General features: G+C 68.7%; 19 protein-coding genes and 1 pseudogene. 11 read left to right on the top strand and 9 right to left on the bottom strand.

All coding sequences use genetic code 11. The features are described 5' to 3' along the window. Positions 1–79: 79 nt before the first annotated feature. The 4 genes and pseudogenes from BLU54_RS08415 to miaB all read right to left on the bottom strand — a co-directional run bounded on the left by BLU54_RS08415 (position 80) and on the right by miaB (position 3,961). Positions 80–874, bottom strand: coding sequence for a gamma-glutamylcyclotransferase (locus BLU54_RS08415; protein WP_091906994.1), 795 nt, complete (start codon positions 872–874; stop codon positions 80–82). Positions 875–995: 121 nt separating this feature from the next. Continuing rightward, a pseudogene (gene ybeY / locus BLU54_RS08410) lies at positions 996–1,445 on the bottom strand (rRNA maturation RNase YbeY); the annotation flags it as partial. A gap of 53 nt (positions 1,446–1,498) precedes the next feature. Beyond that, positions 1,499–2,512, bottom strand: a complete 1,014-nt coding sequence (locus BLU54_RS08405) for a PhoH family protein (protein ID WP_091906990.1) — start codon at positions 2,510–2,512, stop codon at positions 1,499–1,501. 75 nt (positions 2,513–2,587) lie between these two features. Further along, on the bottom strand, positions 2,588–3,961 hold the full coding sequence (miaB, locus tag BLU54_RS08400; protein ID WP_091906988.1) for a tRNA (N6-isopentenyl adenosine(37)-C2)-methylthiotransferase MiaB: 1,374 nt from the start codon (positions 3,959–3,961) through the stop codon (positions 2,588–2,590). 167 nt (positions 3,962–4,128) lie between these two features. Between miaB and BLU54_RS08395 the strand changes: the two genes are divergently transcribed. The 5 genes from BLU54_RS08395 (at position 4,129) to BLU54_RS08375 (ending at position 8,083) form a co-directional block, all read left to right on the top strand. Next, a complete protein-coding gene (locus BLU54_RS08395) occupies positions 4,129–5,166 on the top strand; it encodes an acyl-CoA dehydrogenase family protein (RefSeq protein WP_211435320.1) in 1,038 nt (345 codons plus the stop codon). Further along, complete coding sequence (locus BLU54_RS08390) at positions 5,163–5,795, top strand: class I SAM-dependent methyltransferase (protein ID WP_091906986.1); 633 nt, start codon at positions 5,163–5,165, stop codon at positions 5,793–5,795. The genes BLU54_RS08395 and BLU54_RS08390 overlap by 4 nt, the downstream gene beginning before the upstream one ends. Continuing rightward, on the top strand, positions 5,792–6,469 hold the full coding sequence (locus BLU54_RS08385; protein ID WP_091906984.1) for a glycosyltransferase family 2 protein: 678 nt from the start codon (positions 5,792–5,794) through the stop codon (positions 6,467–6,469). Before BLU54_RS08390 ends, BLU54_RS08385 begins: the two co-directional genes overlap by 4 nt. A 109-nt stretch (positions 6,470–6,578) precedes the next feature. Then, positions 6,579–7,409 (top strand): ferritin-like domain-containing protein, encoded by an 831-nt coding sequence (locus tag BLU54_RS08380; RefSeq protein ID WP_091906982.1) that lies wholly within the window; start codon positions 6,579–6,581, stop codon positions 7,407–7,409. Between the two features lie 2 nt (positions 7,410–7,411). Beyond that, complete coding sequence (locus BLU54_RS08375) at positions 7,412–8,083, top strand: hypothetical protein (RefSeq protein WP_091906980.1); 672 nt, start codon at positions 7,412–7,414, stop codon at positions 8,081–8,083. A 327-nt stretch (positions 8,084–8,410) separates the two neighbouring features. Here BLU54_RS08375 and BLU54_RS08370 read toward each other — a convergent pair whose 3' ends face one another. From BLU54_RS08370 to BLU54_RS08350, 5 genes are all read right to left on the bottom strand, one after another. Next, positions 8,411–10,039 carry a DEAD/DEAH box helicase gene (locus BLU54_RS08370; RefSeq protein ID WP_091906978.1) on the bottom strand — a complete coding sequence of 543 codons (1,629 nt, stop codon included), beginning with the start codon at positions 10,037–10,039 and terminating at the stop codon, positions 8,411–8,413. Positions 10,040–10,345: 306 nt separating this feature from the next. Further along, a complete protein-coding gene (locus BLU54_RS08365) occupies positions 10,346–11,665 on the bottom strand; it encodes a cytochrome c (protein WP_091906976.1) in 1,320 nt (439 codons plus the stop codon). Between the two features lie 20 nt (positions 11,666–11,685). Beyond that, complete coding sequence (locus BLU54_RS08360; protein ID WP_091906974.1) at positions 11,686–12,414, bottom strand: c-type cytochrome; 729 nt, start codon at positions 12,412–12,414, stop codon at positions 11,686–11,688. A gap of 587 nt (positions 12,415–13,001) precedes the next feature. Further along, on the bottom strand, positions 13,002–13,676 hold the full coding sequence (locus BLU54_RS08355; protein ID WP_091906972.1) for a glutathione S-transferase family protein: 675 nt from the start codon (positions 13,674–13,676) through the stop codon (positions 13,002–13,004). A 185-nt stretch (positions 13,677–13,861) separates the two neighbouring features. Next, positions 13,862–14,407 carry an RBBP9/YdeN family alpha/beta hydrolase gene (locus tag BLU54_RS08350; protein ID WP_091906970.1) on the bottom strand — a complete coding sequence of 182 codons (546 nt, stop codon included), beginning with the start codon at positions 14,405–14,407 and terminating at the stop codon, positions 13,862–13,864. A 664-nt stretch (positions 14,408–15,071) separates the two neighbouring features. On the opposite strand from BLU54_RS08350, the gene BLU54_RS08345 reads away from it, so the two are divergent. The 6 genes from BLU54_RS08345 to BLU54_RS08320 all read left to right on the top strand — a co-directional run bounded on the left by BLU54_RS08345 (position 15,072) and on the right by BLU54_RS08320 (position 22,077). Continuing rightward, positions 15,072–15,956: an STAS domain-containing protein gene (locus BLU54_RS08345; RefSeq protein ID WP_211435319.1), complete on the top strand. Its 885-nt coding sequence runs from the start codon at positions 15,072–15,074 to the stop codon at positions 15,954–15,956. Between the two features lie 5 nt (positions 15,957–15,961). After that, positions 15,962–16,345, top strand: a complete 384-nt coding sequence (locus tag BLU54_RS08340; RefSeq protein WP_170845079.1) for an STAS domain-containing protein — start codon at positions 15,962–15,964, stop codon at positions 16,343–16,345. Position 16,346: 1 nt separating this feature from the next. Beyond that, positions 16,347–16,754, top strand: a complete 408-nt coding sequence (locus BLU54_RS08335) for an anti-sigma regulatory factor (protein ID WP_235837858.1) — start codon at positions 16,347–16,349, stop codon at positions 16,752–16,754. Further along, positions 16,724–17,782 carry a SpoIIE family protein phosphatase gene (locus BLU54_RS08330; protein ID WP_091906960.1) on the top strand — a complete coding sequence of 353 codons (1,059 nt, stop codon included), beginning with the start codon at positions 16,724–16,726 and terminating at the stop codon, positions 17,780–17,782. Before BLU54_RS08335 ends, BLU54_RS08330 begins: the two co-directional genes overlap by 31 nt. Further along, the gene (locus tag BLU54_RS08325) at positions 17,779–19,449 is read left to right on the top strand and encodes an ATP-binding protein (RefSeq protein ID WP_091906958.1); all 1,671 of its coding nucleotides are present in this window, start codon (positions 17,779–17,781) and stop codon (positions 19,447–19,449) included. The genes BLU54_RS08330 and BLU54_RS08325 overlap by 4 nt, the downstream gene beginning before the upstream one ends. 102 nt (positions 19,450–19,551) lie before the next feature. Beyond that, positions 19,552–22,077 carry a heavy metal translocating P-type ATPase gene (locus BLU54_RS08320; protein WP_235837857.1) on the top strand — a complete coding sequence of 842 codons (2,526 nt, stop codon included), beginning with the start codon at positions 19,552–19,554 and terminating at the stop codon, positions 22,075–22,077.

Below are 22,077 nucleotides of genomic sequence, written 5' to 3'. Positions count from 1 at the left end.
TCGGCCAAGCCGCGGTGGCTTGCGATGGCACTGCCGCGCGGTTCGCCGCATCGATCGGATAGGCGCGTTCCGACGCCGTTCATTTCGGTCGGCAGCGGCGCAGCCGTGCTTCTAGGCCGAAGTCCGGCATGCCGCTCTCGCGCAGTGCATCGCAGGTGCGCGCCACGTAGTCGAGCGTCGTGCCGTAGCGCCCGCTCGCGCAGGCGAATACCTGGCGGACCAGCGCATCGTTCAGCTTGCCCGCATAGGCCGGTACGTCGCGCCGGATCACGAAGGTCAGCGCCGCCAGGCGGCGGCCGTCGGCCAGTCGGCACGGCAGCCACGCAGGGCGGTAGGAACCCATCGCCATTTCGCGCCGCCACAGCGCCGGCAGTTCCTCGTCGATGCGCTCGGGCGCGACGCGCATCGCCACGCCCGGGCACGAACCGCCGCGGTCGAGCGCGAGCACCAGGCCGGGCCGCGTGCCCGTGCCGCGGTTGACCCGCGACCACAGATACAGCCCGCGATGGTAGCCATGAATGCGGCCGTCGACCCGTTCCGCGATCGACACTTCCGGCTTCCAGATCAGCGAGCCGTATGCGAACAGCCAGAACTCGCCGTTTGGCGCATGGGCGCGCCAGTCGGCCAGCGTCGCTGCGAGGGAACTGGCCAGTTCGGCGTCGTCGAGGTGACGGCCTTCGCCGATCGGCGGCGGATAGCCGGGATGCGGCACCGGCAGGTCGTCGTCGGCCAGCCGCTCGCCCGGTTGCAGCGGCGCGTCCGGATGACCGAGGGGCAGCAGCGGATCGTCGTCGGCGCGCGGGTTTGCGTCCGGTCCGATGTCGTCGGCACGGTCGTCGCGCGGTTCGAGGGGATCGCGTTCGTCGCTGGTCATCGTGGCCGGGCGGTCAGCGGGACGCGGCGTCTTCCGCCGCGCCGCCGTCCTGGTTCGCTTGCGGATCCGACTCTTCCGGCGCTGCCGACCCATCCGGCGGGCCGAGGTCTGCGCGCACCGCGTACGGATCGGCGAAGCCGAGTGCGCGCAGGATGTCGGTCTCGATTTGCTCCATCTCCTCCGCTTCCTGGTCGTCCTCGTGGTCGTAGCCCTGAGCGTGCAGCACACCGTGCACGATCAGATGGGCGTAGTGTGCGTCGAGCGACTTGCCCTGTGCCTGCGCCTCCTGCTCGACCACCGGGCAGCACAGCACGATGTCGCCGCTGACCGGCTCGTCCGCGCTTTCCGCATAGGCGAAGGTCAGGACGTTGGTGGCGTAGTCGCGGCCCCGATAGGCCCGGTTCAACTGGCGTCCCTCGTCCGCGTCGACGAAGCGGAGCGTCAGCACCGCGTCGTCGAACAGGGCGGCGCGCGTCCAGCGCAGCAGCAGCGCGCGCTTGAGCAGGGCGCGATGCGCGGGAAAGGCGCGCGTCGCGAACTGTACCGATAGGTCGAGGCTGGGCTGGCTCATCGTGGCGCGGGCGGAACAGGGGCGTCGGGTGGCGTCAGGCGGTGCCGGTCGTCTCAGGCGGCATCGCGCGGGGTAGCCGCGTCATACGCCTCGACGATGCGGGCCACCAGCGGATGCCGGACCACGTCCGCGCTGCTGAAACGCGTCATCTCGATGCCACGCACGTCCTTCAGGATCTCGACCGCCTCGATCAGGCCGCTCTTGTGACCGCGCGGCAGGTCGATCTGCGTGGTGTCGCCGGTGATCACCGCCTTCGAGCCGAAACCGATCCGCGTCAGGAACATCTTCATCTGTTCCGGCGTGGTGTTCTGCGCTTCGTCGAGGATGATGAACGCGTGGTTCAGCGTCCGGCCGCGCATATACGCCAACGGCGCGATCTCGATGGCCTGGCGCTCGAACAGCTTGGCCGTCCGGTCGAAGCCGAGCAGGTCGTACAGCGCGTCGTACAGCGGCCGCAGGTACGGATCGATCTTCTGCGCGAGATCGCCCGGCAGGAAGCCAAGCCGCTCGCCGGCCTCGACGGCGGGCCGGGTGAGCACGATGCGCTTGACCTGGTCGCGTTCGAGCGCGTCGACCGCGCAGGCCACCGCCAGGTAGGTCTTGCCGGTGCCCGCCGGCCCGATGCCGAACGCAACGTCGTGATTCAGGATCGCCTTCAGGTAATCGCGCTGCGTGGGCGTGCGGCCGCGCAGGTCGGGGCGGCGCGTGTGAAGGCGGATCGCCTCGCCATCCGAGTCGGCCGTGGCGTCGTCCGCCACCCCGTCGGCGCGGCCGTTGGCGGGCGCTTCCTCGCCGTACGGCGAGCGCGGATGGCGCGCCTCGACCAGCCCCAACTGCACGTCATCGACCGACAGCGGTTCGGCGGCGCGGTTGTACAGCTCCTCGAGCGCCGCGACCGCGGCCTTGGCGTTGCGGCCCTTGACCGAGATCTGGTGACCGCGGCGGGCAACCACCACATCCAGACCCTGTTCGAGCTGGCGGAGATTCTCGTCGAGCGGACCGCACAGATTGGCCAGCCGGCTGTTTTCGCCCCGCGGGGCGTTGAATTCGAGGACGTTGCTCTTCAAGACTTGGCCACCTTAACGGTAATAGGGGAGCCGCGGCACCGGCGCGCATCGCCGGCGTCCGGCCCCCGGCGCCGGTCACGCCAGCGCGGCGTCTTCCTGCAGCACCAGTTCGCCGCGCAGCGAGTGGGCGAACGCGCGGTTGATCGTCACGTCCACCAACTGGCCGATCAGGCGGCCATGCGCCGCCGGCGGCGCCGGGAAATTCACCACCCGGTTGTTCTCGGTCCGCCCGTGCAGCTCGTTCGGATCCTTGCGCGACGGTCCTTCGACCAGAATGCGTTGCACGCTGCCGACCATCGCCTCGCTGATGCGCCGCGCGTTCGCTTCGATCGCGGCCTGCAGCGTGGTCAGACGGGCCAGCTTCACCTCGCGCGGCGTGTCGTCGGCGAGATTGGCTGCGGGCGTACCGGGTCGAGGGCTGTAGATGAAAGAGAAACTGGTGTCGAATCCGATTTCTTCAACCAGTTTCATCAACTTTTCGAAGTCGGCATCCGTCTCGCCGGGGAAGCCGACGATCACGTCGGTCGACAGCGACAGGTCGGGCCGCACCGCGCGCAGGCGCCGGATGATCGACTTGTATTCCAGCACCGTGTAGCCGCGCTTCATGGCCATCAGCACCGTGTCGGCACCGTGCTGCACCGGCAGGTGCAGATGGCTGACCAGCTTCGGCACCCTGGCGTACGCGTCGATCAGGCGCTGCGTGAATTCCTTCGGATGCGACGTCGTATAGCGGATGCGTTCGATGCCGGGAATCTCGGCAACCAGTTCGATCAGTTCCGCGAAGTCGGTCTCGCCGGCCGTCACCGGCGAGTCGGCGCGCAGGCCGGCCCGATACGCATTGACGTTCTGGCCGAGCAGCGTCACCTCGCGCACGCCCTGGTCGGCCAGGCCGGCGATCTCGGTCAGCACGTCCTCGAGCGGTCGCGACACTTCCTCGCCGCGCGTGTACGGCACCACGCAATAGCTGCAGTACTTGCTGCACCCTTCCATGATCGACACGAAGGCGCTCGGCCCCTCGACGCGCGCGGGCGGCAGGTGATCGAATTTCTCGATCTCGGGGAACGAGATGTCGACCTGCGGCCGGCCGCTGCGGCGGCGCTCGGCGATCATCGCCGGCAGCCGGTGCAGCGTCTGCGGCCCGAACACCAGATCGACATAGGGCGCGCGCGCGACGATGGCCGCGCCTTCCTGACTGGCGACGCACCCGCCGACGCCGATCACCAGTGCCGGATTCGCCTCCTTCAGGGCGCGCACGCGGCCGAGGTCGGAAAACACCTTCTCCTGCGCCTTCTCGCGTACCGAGCAGGTGTTGAAAAGGATGACGTCGGCTTCCTCTGGAGAGGCGGCCGCGACCACCGGCTCGTCGCTGCCGAGTACGTCGACCATCTTGTCCGAGTCGTACTCGTTCATCTGACAGCCGAAGGTCTTGATGAATACTTTCTTTGCCATGAGCGCCGTTCGCAGTGGTTGACCTGGGGGCGTTGGGATAACCGCACATTATAGCGCGCCGCTTCGCTGCGATAAGACCCTACGGGCGTTTGGGACGTTGGACCGTTTATTGCTCCTGTAGTCGCCCGACGCGCGCCGCGCGCCGCCTGAAACAAGAGAGCCCCGCGATGCGCGTCCCTTCCGCCGGTGTCGACGAACGCTTGCAGCGCGTGCTCGATGCGTTGCCTCAACCGCTCGACGAACCGGGTGTCCTTGCCGAGGCGCTGCGCAGCCTGATTGCCGCGGGTGCCGACGTGATCCCATTGCCCGGCCATGGCGAAACGCTGCGCCGCTGGCAAGCGCTGGCGGCGGTGGCGAGCCACGATGTCGGGCTCGTCAAACTGTATGAAGGCCATACGGATGCGCTCGCGATCCTTGCCGAACTCGACGGTCCGGCGCCGCTGCCGGGCAGTGCCTGGGCGGTCTGGGCGGCCGAGGCGCCGAACGCACGGGTCAAGGCGCGGCGCACCGCCGACGGCCTGTCCCTGGCGGGCTGCAAGGCCTGGTGCTCGGGCGCCGCGGCCGTCAGCCATGCGTTGCTTACGGTATGGCTGGACAATGATGTTTCCTGCCTGGCCGCCGTCGCGCTCGATGCGCCCGGCGTACGCGTGACCGAGCGCGGCTGGGCGGCGATCGGCATGGCCGCGACCGGCAGCGTCGAGGTCGAATTCGACGATGCGGAAGCGGTTCAGGTCGGCGCGCCGGGCGACTATCTGAACCGTCCCGGCTTCTGGCATGGCGGCGCGGGTATCGCGGCGTGCTGGTATGGCGCCGCCGCCGGCATTGCCGCGGCGTTCTCGGCGCGGACCGCGGGCCGGCATGACGATCCGCTCGTCGCCCTGGCGCTTGGGGAGGTCGACCTGGCGCTGGACGGCGCGGCGAATCGGTTGCGCGCGACCGCCGCGCGCCTCGATGCGTCGCCGGACGCCGACGCGCTGGTCTGGGCCATGCGCGCCCGGCTCGGTGCCGAGCAGGCCGCCGAGGTCACGCTTCGCTGCGCGACCCGCACGCTGGGTGCCGGGCCGCTCTGCCGCGATGCGGCGTTCGCGCGGCGCGTGACCGATCTCGGCGTGTTCATCCGGCAGAGCCACGCCGACCGCGACTTCGCGGCGCTGGGACGCGCGGTGCATGAGGTGCATCGGGGCAACCCGTCGTTCGCCCTATGAGCCGCCCGCCGATACCGGATCGAGCGCAGCGCCAGGCTCATTTCGAGACGATGTTCCGGCAGGCCGCCGATCCATGGCGCTATCGCGAACGTTGGTATGAACGCCGCAAGCGCGCACTGACGCTGGCGATGCTGCCGCGCGAGCGCTACGCATACGGCTTCGAACCGGGCTGCGCGAACGGCGAACTCAGCATCGGCCTGGCCGGACGGTGCGACCGACTGCTGGCCGGCGATGCGAGCGAAGCGGCAACCGCGCTGGCGCGCGAGCGGCTGGCCGCTTGCGCGCACGCGCAGGTGCTTCGGCAGAGCGTGCCGCACGACTGGCCGCTCGACGCACGCTTCGATCTGGTGGTGCTGAGCGAGCTGGTCTACTACCTCGATGCCGCCGAGCGCGCACGCCTGCGCGAGTGCATCGCCACCACGCTGCAGGCCGGCGGCGATCTCGTCGCCTGCCACTGGACCGGCGCGATGGAAGCGTGGGCCGCGCCGGCCGCGGCCGTCCACGAAGAATTCGATGCCGCGTTCGCCGCCCTGGCTGGACGGCGTGTCGCACATTACGAGGACGGCGACTTCCTGCTCGACGTCTGGTCAACCGACGGCCGTTCGGTCGCCGAAGCTGAGGGTCTATGATCGGTATTGTGATTCCTGCGCACAACGAAGAAGCGATGCTGCCCGGATGTCTTGCGGCCGCCTTGCGTGCGGCGGAGGACGCGGAGCTCGAGGGTGAGCCGGTTCGCATCCTGGTCGTGCTCGATGCCTGCGACGACGGATCCGCACGGGTATGCGACACCTTCGGCGTCGCCACGCTCGCGATCGAGGCGCGCAATGTCGGCAGCGCGCGCGCTGCCGGCGCGGCCGATCAGTTGCAGGCCGGGGCCGACTGGCTTGCGTTCACCGATGCGGACACGGTCGTGTCGTCCGGCTGGCTCGCGGCGCAGTTGCGCCACGCGCGGCTGGGCGCGGACGCGGTGTGCGGCTCGGTGGCGGTCGACGACTGGTCGCCGCACGGCGTGCACGCGGCACGTCTGCGCGACCGCTTCGACGCGCACTACGTCGATGCCGACGGTCACCGCCATATCCATGGCGCCAATCTCGGCGTGTCCGCCGCGGCCTATCGGCGCGCCGGTGGCTTCCTGCCGCTCGCGTTGAGCGAGGACGTTGCATTGGTCGATGCGTTGCTGGCGGCCGGTGCGTCGATTGCATGGAGCGCCACGCCGCGCGTGGTGACCAGCGCGCGCGTCGATCCGCGCGCGAGCGGCGGCTTCGGCGACACCTTGCACGCGATGCTCGCCAGCGTATCCTGAAGGCCGATGCGGAGGCCGCGTTGACGGTAAGGGTTGCCGATCCTGGCGCAAAATTCCCTTAAGATAGCGGCATGTCAATCCAGCCTCTGCAACTCGGCGCCAGGAGAGCATGAAAGTGGAAGTCGAAACGACCGAGCTACCGTGGCGAGTCGAGGACATCGATTTTGGCCGCGTCGATCCGACACTTGCCGCTCGCGACGAGGATCTCGTGGTCCTGCTGTGCGCCTCGTCGTTCATCGAGAGCGGCTCTGACCTTTACACCACCAACCTTTCGACCTATTTCAAGGGCGACGACGAAGTCGCGTCCTGGCTGAACAGCACGTGGGAACACGAGGAACTTCAGCACGGTCGTGCGTTGAAGACCTACATCGCGACCGTATGGCCGGATTTTGATTGGGACGCTGCGTTCGCAACCTTCTTCGAGGAATATGCGAAGACCTGCAAGGTCGAGTATTTCGAGAAGACGCGCGCGCTCGAGATGGTCGCGCGCTGCGTCGTCGAGACCGGCACCGCGACGTTGTACCGTGCGATCAACCAATGCTGCGACGAGCCGGTGCTCAAGCAACTCACCGAGAACATCCGCTCGGACGAAGTACGCCACTACAAGCACTTCTACCGCTATTTCAAGAAATACAACGCGGTCGAGCGCAACGGCCGGTTGAAGGTGCTGGGCGCGCTCGTGCGCCGCGTGGCCGAAATCAAGAACGAAGATTCCGACATCGCACTGCGGCATGTATATCGGCATCGCTACCCGGATGCACCGCACGACGATGCGCGCTTCCGGCAACTGAGTCGGCGCGTCAACAAACTCGTGCGGCGCAATCTGTCGGCCGACATGTGCATCAAGATGCTGCTCAAGCCGCTCGAATTGCCGGCCTCGGTGCAGCCGAAGATCCAGTATCCGCTGGCGGCCATCACGCAGCGCATCTTCTTTCGTTGAGCATGTCGACGGCTGCCGTCGTGACGGCGCGCACATCGGTGCCTGGCTTGGTGCGCGAGCGCACCGACGCATTCGACACGGCGTTGCATGGTTGGCTGGCGCACGCCCTGGAAGGCGAGGCGAATGCGTCTGTCAACACGGTGCAAGGCGACGCGCCGGTGTCCGCGCGCGCATTCACCGCGTCGTTGATGCACGTCGATGAAGCTGGCTATGTGGTCAGCACGCTGTTGAGCCTGGGCGAGTTGTTTGCGCCGAGTCCAGCGCGACTGCGGGTTGCGGTCTGGCCAGCGGCGCGCGTGGCACGTCACCTTGCCGACGGTGGCAACGTCACGCTGAGTTTCGTGTTCGCGTGCGCATTCCACCAATGGCGCCTTGGCGCGCCTCGGCGCCTGACGAGGCCAGTGGCAACGCCGGCGGCAACGGCAGCGGCAACGGCAGCGGCAACGGCAACGGTAACGGCAGCCGCCGACGGGCTGACGCGTGCGGACGACGCGCGGTCCTTCGATGCGTTCGAGCTGACGGTGGTCGAGGGAGAATGGGTCAGCGTCGATTACGCTAGGCTGCGTCACGGCATCGAGTTCGATCTGACGGACGAGGGTGACGCAGCAACGCAGTCGCCGTCCACGCTCACGCGTTGGTTGGCGCAGCGACAAACCTTGCGAACGATGATCTGAGGCCGGCACGGCTGTCGCTGCGCGCGTCGTTTCGATGCAGCAGCGCCGCGCATCGCTCACACACACCCGCACACCCAAACACCCGCACGCCGTCGACGGCGCGCGCGCCGTGGGCCGGGTAGGCCAGGGCGAACGATCGGCGCAAAACCGCCGGCGCGATTGATGGGTTCAAACCGTGGGCGCAGTTCGCGCAATCGGCGGAGCCTGGCCGCGGAGCCAATCGGCCCGCCACACGCATCAGGCAGGCGAGGGATGCCTGCCGCCTGTGCCGGTGCGCGACGGTCAGCGTAGTCGCGGACTGGCGCCAACCGAACGCTTGACCATCGCTCAGACTTTCTTCGCGCCCAGCAGGGCCGCGCGCGGTGCGTTCTGCCGCTGTCGCGGCATCTCGCCGTGCGGACGGCGCGCGTTCTGCGCGGCTTCCATATGCCGTGCCTGCGGCGCGTTGTCGCGTGTCACCCGGCCCGTCTGGCCACCCGACGCACTCCGACCGCCACTGCCTTGCGCCGCTTGCGCCGGCCGACCGCTGCGTCCGCCGCCATTGCCCCCATTACCACCATTGCCGCCCTGAGCGCCATTGCTGCCGCGGCCATTGCCTGCCGATTGCGCCGGCCGGGCGCCGTTGCCGCCCGGATTCGGCCTGCCCCCGCGCCCGCCAGCGCCTGCCGACTCACGCGCCGGACGTTCGCTGTTACCCGCACGCGCGCCCTGCGTCGCGCGCGGTTCCTGCCCTTGGCGCGGCGCTTGCCGCTGGCCCTGCGCCTGACCGCCGCCACGCTGGCCACGGCCTCGCTGCAGTACTGGCTCCGGCCGCTGGTTCGGGTCGGGCTCGAAGCCGGGCACGATCTCGCGGTCGAGCTTGTTGCCAGTCAGCTTCTCGATGTCGGCCAGGAAGCCGATATCGTCGACGCAGACCAGCGACACCGCGTCGCCGGTGGCACCCGCACGGCCGGTGCGGCCGATCCGGTGGACGTAGTCCTCGGGCACGTTCGGCAGGTCGAAGTTGACCACGTACGGCAGTTGGTCGATGTCGATGCCGCGCGCCGCGATATCGGTCGCGACCAGCACCTGCAGCGACGCATCCTTGAACGCCGCCAGCGCGCGCGTGCGCGCGGACTGGCTTTTGTTGCCGTGGATCGCCATCGCGCCGATGCCGTCCTTGTCGAGCTGTTCGGCCAGGCGATTGGCGCCATGCTTGGTGCGCGTGAAGACCAGCACCTGGAACCAGTTGTGTTCGCGAATCAGGTGCGTGAGCAATTCCCGCTTGCGCTCGCGGTCCACCAGATAGACGGTTTGTCCGACCGTGTGCGCGGTGGCATTGCGCTTGGCCACTTCGACCGTGCGCGGCGCGTTCAGCAAGCCGTTGGCCAGCGCCTTGATCTCGTCGGAGAAGGTTGCCGAGAACAGCAGATTCTGCCGCTGCGCCGGCAGCTTCGCGAGGACGCGGCGGATGTCGCGGATGAACCCCATGTCGAGCATGCGGTCCGCCTCGTCGAGCACCAGGACCTCGACGTGCGAGAGGTCGACGTGGCCCTGCTGCATGTGATCGAGCAGGCGGCCAGGCGTCGCCACCAGGATGTCGACGCCGCGCCGCAGCGCGTCGATCTGCGGCTGCATGCCGACGCCGCCGAACATCATCATCGAGCGGATCGGCAGGTGCTTGCCGTATTGGCGCACGCTTTCCTCCACCTGCGCGGCAAGCTCGCGCGTCGGCGTCAGGATCAGTGCGCGCAGCACCGGCCGGCCGCTGCCGCGCCGCGCATTCAGGCGTTCGAGCAGCGGCAGCGTGAAGCCCGCGGTCTTGCCGGTGCCGGTCTGTGCGCCGGCCATCAGATCGCCGCCTTCGAGGACGACGGGAATCGCTTGCGCCTGGATCGGCGTGGGCGTGGTGTAACCGAGTTCGTCGAGCGCGCGCAGGATGGGCGCGCTGAGCCCGAGTTGTGCAAATGACGTCATTGAATTTCGCCAGAAGTGCCTGTCAGGGCACGGGTCGAACGGTGGCCGCGGCGCTTCGGCGGGCCTCGACGACGCAAACGTCGACGGGCCCATCGAAGGGGGCACACGGGCGAGTCATGCCGTTCATTGGAAGGCGTCCCACTCGCGGGACTCGCCGCGCCGGCTTGCAGCCGGTCGGGCGGAAACAGAAGGCGCCGGTCCCCGCCAAGGGACCGACGCCAGGGCCGCCGCGCTCGCGCCGAGTCGGCGTGCGCGCGGCGGCAGGTGCCGGTTGCGCCGCCCGGGTGGCGGCGTCGGCGACCGCGCTCAGTCCAGCGGCGCGGTACGCAGGCTGTTGACCTGCTGCGGCGATACCGCTTCGCCGCCATTGCCCCAGCTCATGCGGATATACGATGCGACGGCCGCGACTTCGCGATCGGTCATCGAATGCGCGAACGGCGGCATGCCGTACGGCTGCGGATTGCCCTTCGTCACCGGCGGATAACCGCCGTGCAGAATCATCTTCACCGGATTGACCGCGGATTCCATCACGATCGAGCCATTCTTCGCCAGCGGCGGGAAGTGCGGCAGCGTGCCTTCGCCCTGGGCGCCGTGGCAGACCGCGCAATTCGCCGCGTAGAGCGCGCGGCCTTCGCGTTCGAGCTGCTTGCCGAATTCCTCGGACACCTCGAACTGGGTCGGCTTCGGCGAAGGCTTCAGCACCGGTTGCGCCTTCAGGTAGACCGCCATCGCGCGCGCGTCCGCCGGCGTCATGTACTGCGTGCTGTTGTGCACCACGTCGGCCATCGGCCCGAACGCGACGCCCTTGTTCGACACGCCGGTGATCAGGAAGTCGCTGACTTCCTCGACTGACCAGTCGCCCAGGCCGTAACGCTTGTCCGAGTTCAGGGCCGGCGCGAACCAGTCCTGGATCGGGATCAGGCCGCCGGAGAACGCGGCACTGGTAGTCGCGCCGCCAAGCGGGTTGATCGGCGTGTGGCACATGCCGCAGTGACCCGGACCCTGCACCAGATACGCACCGCGGTTGTATTCCGCCGACTGCTTCGGATCGGGTTGGAATTCACCTTTGCGGAAGAACATGATGTTCCAGCCCAACAGCGACAAGCGGATGTTGAACGGGAACGGCATCAGGTTGTCGCGCTTCGGGTTGTGCACCGGCTCGAGCGTGCGCAGATAGGCGTAGATCGCGTCCACGTCCTCCCGCGGCATCTTCGTATAGCTGGTGTACGGGAAGGCCGGGTACAGGAACTCGCCGTCCTTGCCCTTGCCCTCGTGCATCGCGCGATAGAAATCGTCCTTGGTCCACTTGCCCAGGCCGGTCTCGTTGTCTGGCGTCAGGTTCGGCGTGAACATCGTGCCGAACGGAGAGGGGATCGCGTAGTTGCCCGAGTACGGCTTGGCGCCGCGCACCGTGTGGCAGGCCACGCAGTCGCCCATGCGGGCCAGGTATTCGCCGCGCTTGACCTGCTCGCTGGCGCCGGCCGGCGCCGGAGGTTGTTTGGCATCGCCGAAGCCTTGCTCGGCGTGCGCGACCTGCGTGGTCGCGAAGCGGCCCGGCAGCAGCGCGAGCGCCGCGGCAAGCGCGAGCACGCCGGTCGAAAGCGCGAAGAGGGTTTTGCGTTGCATGTTCTGTTCTCTCCTGTCGCTCAACGCTGCTGACTGCCGCAGACCAGCGGCAGCTGCGTCGTGCCGGCCGCGGTCGGCGCAAGGTCCTGCGGCGCGGGTTGCGCGGCAAGCCAGGCGGATACCGCCGCGATGTCGGCGTCGGAGAGTCGGGTGGCGACCTGCTGCATGCAGTCGGGTGCGGTGCCGTGTCGCACACCGGCGCGGAAGGCGCCCAGCTGTGCGCTCACGTATTCCTTGCTGAAGCCGAGCAGACCCGGGATGCCGGGTTCGCGACCGGTGAGCTTTTCACCATGGCAAGCCACGCACGCCGGCACCTTGCGGGCGGCGTCGCCTTCCATGACCAGCTTGCGACCGGCTTCCAGCGTGGCCGGCGCGGCGGTCGGCGCCGCCGGTGCCGGCAGCGTCGGACGCAGCTTGGAGAAGTAGGTGGCGATCTCGTGCAGATATCCGTCCGACAGATACGTCGTCAGGTAATTCATCGGACCGTATTTGCGATGGTCGTCACGGAATGCGCGCAGCTGATTGCTCAGATAATCGGCCGGCTGGCCGCCCAGACGCGGAAAGTAGGGATTCCGGCTGTTACCTTCGCCCTGGACGCCGTGGCATGCGGCGCAAGCCAGCACGCGATCGGCCATCGAATCGGGCGTCTTTTCCTGCGCCGCGGCCAGGCCCGGCAGGCTGGCCCCGCCGATCATCAGGCATGCCAGTAACGGCTGAAAAAGGCGTCTGGGGGACACGCGACACTCCAATTATCGAGAGAACGGGGCGGGCTGCGGTTGGCCCGCCGGCCGGCAGACAGCGCTGCGACGCGGCATTCTATCATCCGAGCCGTCCGATGCCTACGCGCAGATCAGCGCGGCCGGGCGTGCGGCGCGGGCTACCAACCCGGCGCGACGCCGTGCGTGCACGGTGCGACAGTACTGCGGCAGCGCGTCGACAACCTTGCCCCGCGCGCGTCTCGTCGTTGCGGCGGGCCTGCCGAGCGCGCGTTTCGCGCCCGCCGTGCGGCCGTTCTTCGATCATCGCTTGGCCGTCTCGCGGCCCGGCCGCCCCTGCCGCGCTAACGCGGCGAACCGGTACGGGAGGGGGGCGGTCGCCGTGCGGCGGCGCCCGGGGCATGCCGGCGCGCGCCGCACGGCGGGCCGATTCGGCGGCGGCGGGGGGGCGTGGCGGGGCGTGGCGGGGCGTGGCGGGGCGGGCCGACATCCGAGCCGTGAGGCTCGGCTCGTGGCACATTCGGCATCTGCGGCATCTGCGGCATCTGCGGCATCTGCGGCATCTGCGGCGCGTTTGGCGGGTTGGGCGCGCCGTCTGTGGCGGGCGAGCGACGTCGCGGCTATCGCATCAGTTCGTACGGGCCGCCGCGGGCCAGTGCCCGGGCATAGGCAGGGCGCGCATGGATGCGCTCCAGAAACGCCGCGAGACGCGGGTGCGTGCCGCGCAAGGCGCCGCGCGCGGCGGCGGCTTCGAGCGGGAAGCTCATCTGCACGTCCGCGGCGCTGAATTCGTTGCCGACAAACCAGTCCGAGCCGGCCAGCTCGCCCTCCAGATAATCCAGGTGGCGGGCAAGTTGCGGATCCAGAAAGCCGCGTTCCGCGCCCTTGGCGATGCCGCGCGCAACAGGGCGCGCGAAGAACGGCATCGGCTGCGCGGCAACCCGGTTGAAGACCAGCTTCATCACCAGCAGGGGCATCAGCGACCCTTCCGCATAGTGCAGCCAGTAGCGCAGGCGTTGCCGCAGCGCAGTGCCCAGTGGCGGTGCGAATGTCCCCGCTGGGTCGTAGCGTTCGAGCAGGTACTCGATGATGGCGCCCGATTCGGCGATCACCTGGCCGTCGTCGCTGATCACCGGCGACTTGCCCAGCGGGTGTACCTCGCGCAAGGCCGGCGGCGCCAGCAGCGTGCGCGGATCGCGCTCGTAGCGCTTCACGTCGTAGGGCAGGCCGAGTTCCTCCAGCAGCCACAGGATGCGCTGCGAGCGCGAATTGTTCAGATGGTGGACCACCAGCAAGGTCGTTCTCCCGAGTTGCAGTTCGGTAAGGGCGGCGGTTGCAAGCCGCCAGGGGTACTGCCGGGCCCGCTTGCGGCTTCCCTGCCGCTTGCTAGCCGCTTGCTTGCTGCTTGCCTGCCGCGGGTTTGCCGCCTTTCGGCGTTCCGGTTCCGGGGGGCGGGCCCGGAGCCACGTCGATGCGCCGTTCAGGCGCCGCCAGTCCCGGCAGGCGAGAAGCGCGCCAGCAGCACTCGCCCTTCGGGCCAGTCGTCCAGTCCGCTCCCACCGTTGATGTGGCCACGAGCGCCGATGTCGACGAGCGTCGCGTGCCATGCCGCCGCCATCCGTTGCGCGAACGCGAAGTCGGCGTACGGATCGTCGCGGCTCGCGACCAGGACAGTGGGCGTGGCGATGGGCCGGACCGGCGGCGGATCGAAGCCGACGATCGCCTCGGGGAATGTCGCGCCGCCTGGGTCGGGTGGCGCGACCAGCAGGGCGCCCGCGAGTTGCCGACCGCTGCGCGCGGACCATTCGGCAAAGGTGAGGCAACCCAGGCTGTGCGCGACAACGATCACGTCGCCACCGAACGGCGCCAGCGCGCGATCCAGCGTCGCGACCCAATCCTCGCGTACGGGGTGAAACCAGTCCGTCATGCACACGCGGCTGTCGCCGTAGCGTGCCTGCCAGCGGCTTTGCCAATGGCTGGCATCCGAGTCGGCGTAGCCGGGCACCAGAAGAACGGGTATCGACATCGGGCAGCGATCCTGACGGGTTGAGCGAAGAGGCCGCCGAACGACGAAAGCGACGGCCCGGACGACGAAAGCAGATGGCATCCAGATGGTATCCGGATGGCCTGCACTGCTGCAGGCCGGATTGCGAGGCGCCGCGGCAGCGGTCCGGGCAAACCGGGCGGAACGGCCGGGTGGCGATGGTCGTGCGTGACGATCGGCTGTTCCCAAGCGAGACCAGCGCAGTCCGGACCGTCGACTCGCGGTGCTGGCACCATGCCTTCGGGCTACTCGGCCCCGCTGCCGTTTCGACGATACACGAATCCGGCCGGCGCTCACCGAATGCCGCCGCTGCATTCCGCCAGACCTCGCCAGACCTCGCTGGCTTCCGGCGAGGTCCGCCGAATTCTGCCGAATTCTGCCGACGCTCCCGCTCCCCGCCATTTGCGATGGTTGCGCCGGCACCTTCGCATTTCTCCCCGGTGGACCATGCCTACGCATGGAACGCTCTTTGCATGATTGTCCGCAGACAAAGATGGCGGCAACCGCGCGACGGCAGGCTGGGCAAGGCTTTCACGACGGAAAACCAGCACGTTTGAAGTCCGCCATCTTATAATTGCCGGCAGTACCTCACCGCTCCCGCCGCACTTCGCAAGGCTGGAGCGGCGCCTATTTTTAGGAGACCATTTTGGCCGAGCCGCACGCAGTTCTAGCGTCGATTCTGGACACACAACAACAAGCCATTCTGAGCGACTGGCTCGCCTACCAGCTCAAGGCCTCGACCCTGCGGCGGGATCTGATGCGTGAAGGTGAATTGCGCGAGCAGTCGGCGCGCTTTCTCGATGCCCTGAAGGTCGCCATCGCTTCGGGCGCCGAAGGCGATGAGGATTGGGCCGAAGTGCAAGCGCTGCTCGAATCGGTCTCGCGCAGCCGCGCGCAGCAGGGTTTCTCGCCCAGCGAGACAGCCACGTTCGTGCTGTCGCTGAAGCAGCCACTGTTCGAGCGGGTCGCCAGCGTCGTGGGGGATGCCGCCACGCAGCGCGACGTGCTTTGGTACGTCACCACGGTGCTGGACCGTCTCGCATTGATCACCGCCGAGGCATACCAGAACGGGCGCGAGCAGATCATCATGCGTCAGCAGCAGGAGCTGCTCGACCTCTCGACGCCGGTCGTCGAGTTGTACGAAGGAATTCTCGCGCTGCCGCTGATCGGCACGCTGGACAGCGAACGCACGCAAGTGGTGATGGAAAATCTGCTCGGCGGCATCGTGCAGAAGGAAGCAGCCATCGCCATCATCGACATCACCGGCGTGCCGACCGTCGATACACTGGTGGCTCAGCATCTGTTGAAGACCATTGCGGCCGCGCGCCTGATGGGCGCCGAGTGCATCATCAGCGGCATCCGTCCGCAGATTGCGCAGACCATCGTCCACCTGGGCGTGGACCTGGGCAGCGTGGTGACCAAGGCAACGCTGGCAGCCGCCTTCAGCGTCGCGCTCGCCAAGCGCAACCTGATCATTTCGCGTCGCACCAAAGCTCCCGCCGAGCGTAGATCCGGCGGAGCAAGCGAGTAAGCATCTTGGAACGGATCCCGATCCTCAAAGTCGGCGGCTATCTGCTCGTCACCATTCAGGTCGAACTGCACGATCAACTTGCGTTGACGTTGCAGGACGACCTGACCGAGAAGATTTCCAGCACCGGCGCCCGCGGCGTACTGATCGACATTTCGGCACTCGACATCGTCGATTCGTTCATCGGACGCACGCTGGCGCACATCTCGTCGATGGCGCGCGTGCTCGACGCGGCAACGGTGCTGGTCGGCATGCAGCCGGCAGTGGCCATCACGCTCGTCGAGCTGGGCCTGCACCTGCCCGGCGTGCAGACCGCGTTGAATGTGGAACGCGGCATGGCGCTGCTGGAGAGCGCGCTCGTCGAGCACGACGATGACAGCGACGACGAATAGCATGACTCTGCCCGTTCGAACGCAGGACGATCTGGTCATCGCGCGCCGCGAAGTGCGTCGTTGGTGCGAGCGGATCAAATTCAGCACCATCGATCAGACCAAGGTCGTGACGGCGGCCAGCGAACTCGCCCGCAACATGCTGATCTACGGCGGCGGCGGCGAACTGCATTTCGCGGAATTGCAGGACGGTCTGAAGACCGCGCTGCGCCTGGTCTTCGACGATCAGGGGCCCGGCATCGCCGACGTGACGCAAGCGATGGTCGACGGCTATACGACCGGCAACGGCATGGGTCTCGGACTCAGCGGCGCGAAGCGGCTGGTCAACGAGTTCGACCTCGTGACGGCGCCTGGTGCCGGCACACGCATTACGATAGTGCAATGGAAACGATTGTCGACGTCGCGGCTGTAACGGAGTCCGTGGCGCAGTCGTTCGACGTGCGCGACCCGTCGGATGTCGGCGAAATCCGCCGGCAGGCGGCCGCACTGGCGGCCGCGTTCGAGTTCGACGAGACGGCCAGCGGCCGGCTGGCGATCGTCGCCTCGGAGCTCGCCACCAACGTCCTCAAGCACGGGCGGGGCGGCGAGATGCTGCTCGCGCCGGTGCGCCGCGGCGGCGCCGGCCTGGCATTGCTGGCGCTGGACCGCGGGCCGGGCATCGTGAACATCGCGGCGAGCATGCGCGACGGCTACTCCACCGGCGGCAGCCTTGGCGTCGGCATGGGCGCGATCGAACGTCAGTCCGACGAAGTGGACCTGTACTCGCGCGCCGAACACGGCACCGCGATGCTCGCCCGCGTTTTTGCGCGGACCGCAAGCGCGCGCGAGCCGGTGGCGGCGCCTGCCGAGCGGCAGTCGGCGCGTCTGTCGATCGGCGCGCTGTGCCTGGCCAAGCGTGGTCAGCAGTTGTCCGGCGACAGCTGGGCATGGCGGCGCGTCGACGGGCAGGTGCAGCTTCTGGTCGTCGATGGTCTCGGCTACGGCCCGCAGGCGTCGGCCACGGCCGCGGCGGCAGTCGCTGCGTTCCGGACAGCGCGCAGCGTGCTGCCTTCAGACATCCTGAACGAATTGCACCGCGCGCTGAAGGCGACGCGCGGCGCGGTCGCCGCCATTGCCTCGATCGATCCGGTCGCCGGTCGCCTGCGTTACGCGGGAGTCGGCAACATCAACGGACTGATCCGCTCCGACGGCGGCCGGCGGCATCTGATGTCGGCCGACGGCACGCTCGGCTATCAGGCGCGCGTGTTTCGAGATGCCGACCATGCGTTCGAGCGCGGCGCATCGCTGATCATGCACAGCGACGGCATGGCCACCAGACTGTCGCCGGACGGCTACCCAGGCCTGCTGCATCACGACCCGGACCTGATTGCCGGGGTCCTGTATCGCGACTTCAAGCGCGACAACGACGATGCGACCATTGCGGTCGTCCGCCTCCTATGAAATCGCTGCCGATTCTGACGTCCAAGTTGCGCAAGGACCTGGACGTTCCGCTCGCGCGCCAGCGCGCCCGGCAGATCGCCGCCGCGTTCGGTCTTGAAGCCCTCGACCAGACCCGGCTCGCGACCGCGGTGTCGGAGATCGCCCGCAATGCGGTGGCGTTCGCCGGGGAAGGGCGGATCGAATTCGCGATTCGAACCGACCGCGATGCGCCGATGCTGGTTGTCACGGTCTCCGACAACGGGCCCGGTCTGCCGGCGGCGGCCGTGGTGCGTCCGGGCCGTGGCGGCCGTGGCGACCACGATGCGCGCGGCGGTCTGGGCATTGCCGGCAGCCGACGCCTGACCGACACCTTCGACATCGTGTCGGGTGGGGACGGCACCACCGTCGAGCTTGGCATGTACGTGCCGGCGCTCGGTCAGGCCGCGCTGCGTGAACGCGTCGCGAGCGCCGCGAAGGACTTGACCCGCACCCGCGATGGCGACCCGCTCGCAGAGCTGGAGCAGCAGAATCGCGAAATCCTGCGCACGCTCGACGAACTGCGCGCGCACCAGTTGCAGTTGCGGCAGGCCGATCAGCGCAAGGATGAATTCCTGGCCATGCTGGCGCACGAACTGCGCAACCCGCTGGCGGCCATTCTGAACGGCATCGAATTCCTGCGCGTACAGCGCAGCGAGGACAGCGCCTGGGGCGGCATCGAGGAGATGATGAATCGGCAGGCGCGCCACCTGTCGCGTTTGGTCGACGACCTGCTGGACGTGTCGCGCATCACTCAGGGCACCGTGCAGATCCGGCGTGAGCCGGTCGAAGCCGCCACGCTGATCGCCTCGGCCACCGAGACCTGCGAGGCGCTGGTGGGGGCGCGTTCGCACCGCCTGACGGTCGAGTTGCCGGACCAACCGGTGTGGGTCGACGCCGACGTGACGCGTCTGACCCAGGTTCTCGGCAACCTGCTCAACAACGCGGCGAAATACACGCCCAGCGGCGGCGAGATCCGTCTGCGCCTGACCCGCGAAGGGAGCGACGCGGTATTCAGCGTGCGCGACAACGGCGTGGGCATCGATGCGGCAATGCTGCCGAAGGTCTTCGACCTGTTCGCGCGTGCCGACTCGGCCATCAACAGCAGCGAGTCCGGGCTGGGCATCGGCCTCACCATCGTGCAACGCATGGCCGAGCTGCACGGCGGCAGCGTGACGGTGCACAGCGAGGGCGTCGGGCACGGCAGTGAGTTCCTGGTTCGCTTGCCGGCGGTCGACGCGCCTGCGCCTGCCTCGACGCTGGCGTCGGCGGACACCGAGGCCGCCGCCCCGCAGGGCGAGATTCTGATTGTCGACGACAACGTCGATTCGGCCGACAGCCTGGCGCTGGTGCTGGGCCTCTACGACTATCGCACCCGCACCGCGTACGGCGGTCTGGCCGCGCTTGCCGCGGTCGAGGAGCGCATGCCGCGCGCGGTGATTCTCGACATCGGCATGCCGGATCTGGACGGTTACGAGGTTGCGCGCCGGCTGCGGGCGCGCCACGGTCCGGAGGAAATGCTGCTCATCGGTCTCTCGGGTTACGGCGACGAAAGCGTCGCGCGCCGCGCCGCGCAGTCGGGTTTCGACCATCGCCTCGTCAAGCCGGTCGACATGGACGCGCTTCGCAAACTGCTGGCCAACCTCGCCTGAGCCTGGCTTACCCTGCCGGCGGCGGGGCTTTTGTCCGACATCGCTTGACCCTGTCAGCGCTACAAGGTGTTAGCTACACCCATGGTAGCCGGGAGAGCAACGATGAGGCAGCAGAACCCCGAGGCAGACGCGGTGGGCACGCACGGCAAGCATGAGGCCGGATGCGGCACCGCTTGCGGCGCCCGCGAGCCTGCGCACGGACAGGTGCGCGGACAGGTGCGCGGACAGGTGCAGGCGGGCGCCCGGCCAGTCACGCACGCGCATGCCGAGACGTCCGGCCATCACCGGCACGCGGACGGCGAAGCGCACGACCACGGCCACGGTCACGACCACGACCACGACCATGCGTCGGCTGCGGGCCCGTGTTGTGCCCATGCCGCGGCAGCGCCGGTGCGCGGTGCCGCGCCGCTGCCCGACGGCGCGGTGCGCAGTCTGTTCAGGATCGAGGCGATGGACTGTCCGACCGAAGAGCGGCTGATTCGCAATGCGCTGGGCCGGACGCCCAACGTCGTCGCGCTGCACTTCGATCTGATGCAGCGCGTGCTGACCGTCGACCATCGCGGGCTCGACGATGACCGTATCGTCTCCGCGATCGCCGGGCTCGGCATGCAGGCCGTGCCGCTGGACGCCGAGGCAAGCGCGCAACCGGCCGCGCCACGCCCGCCCGTACCCTGGTGGCCGCTGGCCGTCGGGGGCGCGTTCGCACTGGCGGCGGAAATCGTGCAGTGGCTGCAGGACGCAGGCGGTGACGCGCATGCCACCGCGTTTCCGGCCGCCTGGTTGTCCGCTGCGTGCGCGCTCGTGGCACTGGCTTGCTGCGGCATCGGCGTCTATCGCAAGGGCTTGATCGCGCTGCGCCACCGCGAGCTCAACATCAACGCGTTGATGGCCATCGCAGTGACGGGCGCCCTGCTGCTGCGTCAGTGGCCCGAGGCCGCGATGGTGATGGTGCTGTTCGCGCTGGCCGAACGCATCGAGGCGGCATCCCTCGATCGGGCGGGCCGCGCGGTGCGCGCGCTGCTGGCGCTGGCGCCGAGCCAGGCCACCGTGCGCGACGCCGACGGTAACTGGCGCACGGTGCCGGCCGACACGGTGGCGCCCGGCGCGGCAGTGCGTGTGCGTCCGGGCGAGCGCGTGCCGCTCGATGGCCGCGTGATCCGGGGCGTTTCCTCGGTCGACCAGGCGCCGATCACCGGTGAAAGCCTGCCGGTCGACAAGACGGCCGGCGCACCGTTGTTCGCGGGTTCGATTAATCAGCAAGGCGAACTGGAATTCGAGGTCAGCGTGCGTGCGGCGGATTCGACCCTCGCCGCGATGATTCGCGCGGTCCAGCAGGCGCAAGGCGAGAAGGCCCCGACGCAGCGCTTCGTCGATCGCTTCGCGGCGGTCTATACGCCGGCCGTGGTGGCGCTCGCGGTGCTGGTCGCACTGCTCCTGCCGTGGGGGTTCGGCGTGGCGTGGTCGCAGGCGGTGTACCAGGCGCTGGTGCTGCTGGTCATCGCCTGTCCGTGCGCGTTGGTGATTTCCACGCCGGTGACGATCGTCAGCGCCTTGGCCGCCGCGGCGCGTCGCGGCATTCTCGTCAAGGGTGGCGCGCATCTCGAAAGCGGCCGGCGCCTGCGCTGGATCGGTCTCGACAAGACCGGCACGCTGACCGCCGGCAAACCCGAACAGACCGACTGCGTGATCCTCGGCGCCGATCGGGCGAGCGGCGTGGACGAGACGGTCAAGCGCCACGCGCTGGCGCTGGCCGACCGTTCGGATCACCCGGTCTCGCGCGCGATCGCGCGGGCACTGGGCGCGGCAGCGACCGGTGCGGCCCCCGCTGTCGAGCGTTTCGAAGCGCAGCCGGGCGAGGGTGTGTCGGCGACGCTGGACGGGATCGCGCATCGCCTGGTCAGCCGTCGCGCCGCCGGGGCGGTGTCGCCCGAAGTGGCGGCGCTGGCCGATGGCTTCGAGGCGCAGGGCAAGACGGTGACGTTGCTGACGGGTCCCGACGGGGTGCGCGCGGTATTCGCCGTCGCGGACACGGTACGCGCGAGCAGCCGCGAGGCGGTCGCGCAGTTGCACGCGCTCGGCGTCGGCACGCTGCTGCTGTCCGGCGACAACACGCGCACGGTGGCCGCGGTGGCGGCGGAGCTCGGCATCGACGATGCACGCGGCGAGCAACTGCCGGCGCACAAGGCCGAGGCCATCACGGCGCGGCGCGCCGAAGGCGGCGTCGGCATGGTTGGCGACGGCATCAACGACGCGCCGGCGCTCGCGGCCGCCGACATCGGTTTTGCGATGGGCGCGGCCGGCAGCGACGTCGCCATCGAAACCGCCGACGTCGCCCTGATGGACGACGACCTGCGCAAGCTTCCCGAATTCATCGCCCTGTCGCGCCGCACGCATCGCGTACTGATGCAGAACATTACGATCGCGCTTGGCCTGAAGGCGGTCTTCGTGGCCTTGACCATTGCCGGTCTTGGCACCCTGTGGATGGCGGTCTTCGCGGATGTCGGCGCAAGCCTGATCGTGGTCGGCAACGGCTTGCGTTTGTTGCGCGGAGGACGTGCCGCGGCGGCGTCCCGGGACAGGGCAACGACGCGGCCAGCCGTGGTGCCGCCGCGGCGTCGGGAGGCCTGA

The organism is Chitinasiproducens palmae (assembly GCF_900095735.1).
Lineage (GTDB): Bacteria > Pseudomonadota > Gammaproteobacteria > Burkholderiales > Burkholderiaceae > Chitinasiproducens > Chitinasiproducens palmae.
Note: the sequence above shows the minus strand (reverse complement) of the source record. Positions and strands in the feature narration are given on the sequence as shown.

What these genes read in the sequence shown, in the direction of transcription:
- BLU54_RS08375 (WP_091906980.1), top strand. Translation starts at nt 7,412, where the DNA reads ATGTCGACGGCTGCCGTCGTGACGGCGCGCACATCGGTGCCTGGCTTG.
- miaB (WP_091906988.1), bottom strand. Translation starts at nt 3,961, where the DNA reads ATGGCAAAGAAAGTATTCATCAAGACCTTCGGCTGTCAGATGAACGAG.
- BLU54_RS08415 (WP_091906994.1), bottom strand. Translation starts at nt 874, where the DNA reads ATGACCAGCGACGAACGCGATCCCCTCGAACCGCGCGACGACCGTGCC.
- BLU54_RS08325 (WP_091906958.1), top strand. Translation starts at nt 17,779, where the DNA reads ATGAAATCGCTGCCGATTCTGACGTCCAAGTTGCGCAAGGACCTGGAC.
- BLU54_RS08320 (WP_235837857.1), top strand. Translation starts at nt 19,552, where the DNA reads ATGAGGCAGCAGAACCCCGAGGCAGACGCGGTGGGCACGCACGGCAAG.
- BLU54_RS08350 (WP_091906970.1), bottom strand. Translation starts at nt 14,407, where the DNA reads ATGTCGATACCCGTTCTTCTGGTGCCCGGCTACGCCGACTCGGATGCC.
- BLU54_RS08385 (WP_091906984.1), top strand. Translation starts at nt 5,792, where the DNA reads ATGATCGGTATTGTGATTCCTGCGCACAACGAAGAAGCGATGCTGCCC.
- BLU54_RS08335 (WP_235837858.1), top strand. Translation starts at nt 16,347, where the DNA reads ATGACTCTGCCCGTTCGAACGCAGGACGATCTGGTCATCGCGCGCCGC.
- BLU54_RS08380 (WP_091906982.1), top strand. Translation starts at nt 6,579, where the DNA reads ATGAAAGTGGAAGTCGAAACGACCGAGCTACCGTGGCGAGTCGAGGAC.
- BLU54_RS08395 (WP_211435320.1), top strand. Translation starts at nt 4,129, where the DNA reads ATGCGCGTCCCTTCCGCCGGTGTCGACGAACGCTTGCAGCGCGTGCTC.
- BLU54_RS08390 (WP_091906986.1), top strand. Translation starts at nt 5,163, where the DNA reads ATGAGCCGCCCGCCGATACCGGATCGAGCGCAGCGCCAGGCTCATTTC.
- BLU54_RS08370 (WP_091906978.1), bottom strand. Translation starts at nt 10,039, where the DNA reads ATGACGTCATTTGCACAACTCGGGCTCAGCGCGCCCATCCTGCGCGCG.
- BLU54_RS08330 (WP_091906960.1), top strand. Translation starts at nt 16,724, where the DNA reads ATGGAAACGATTGTCGACGTCGCGGCTGTAACGGAGTCCGTGGCGCAG.
- BLU54_RS08365 (WP_091906976.1), bottom strand. Translation starts at nt 11,665, where the DNA reads ATGCAACGCAAAACCCTCTTCGCGCTTTCGACCGGCGTGCTCGCGCTT.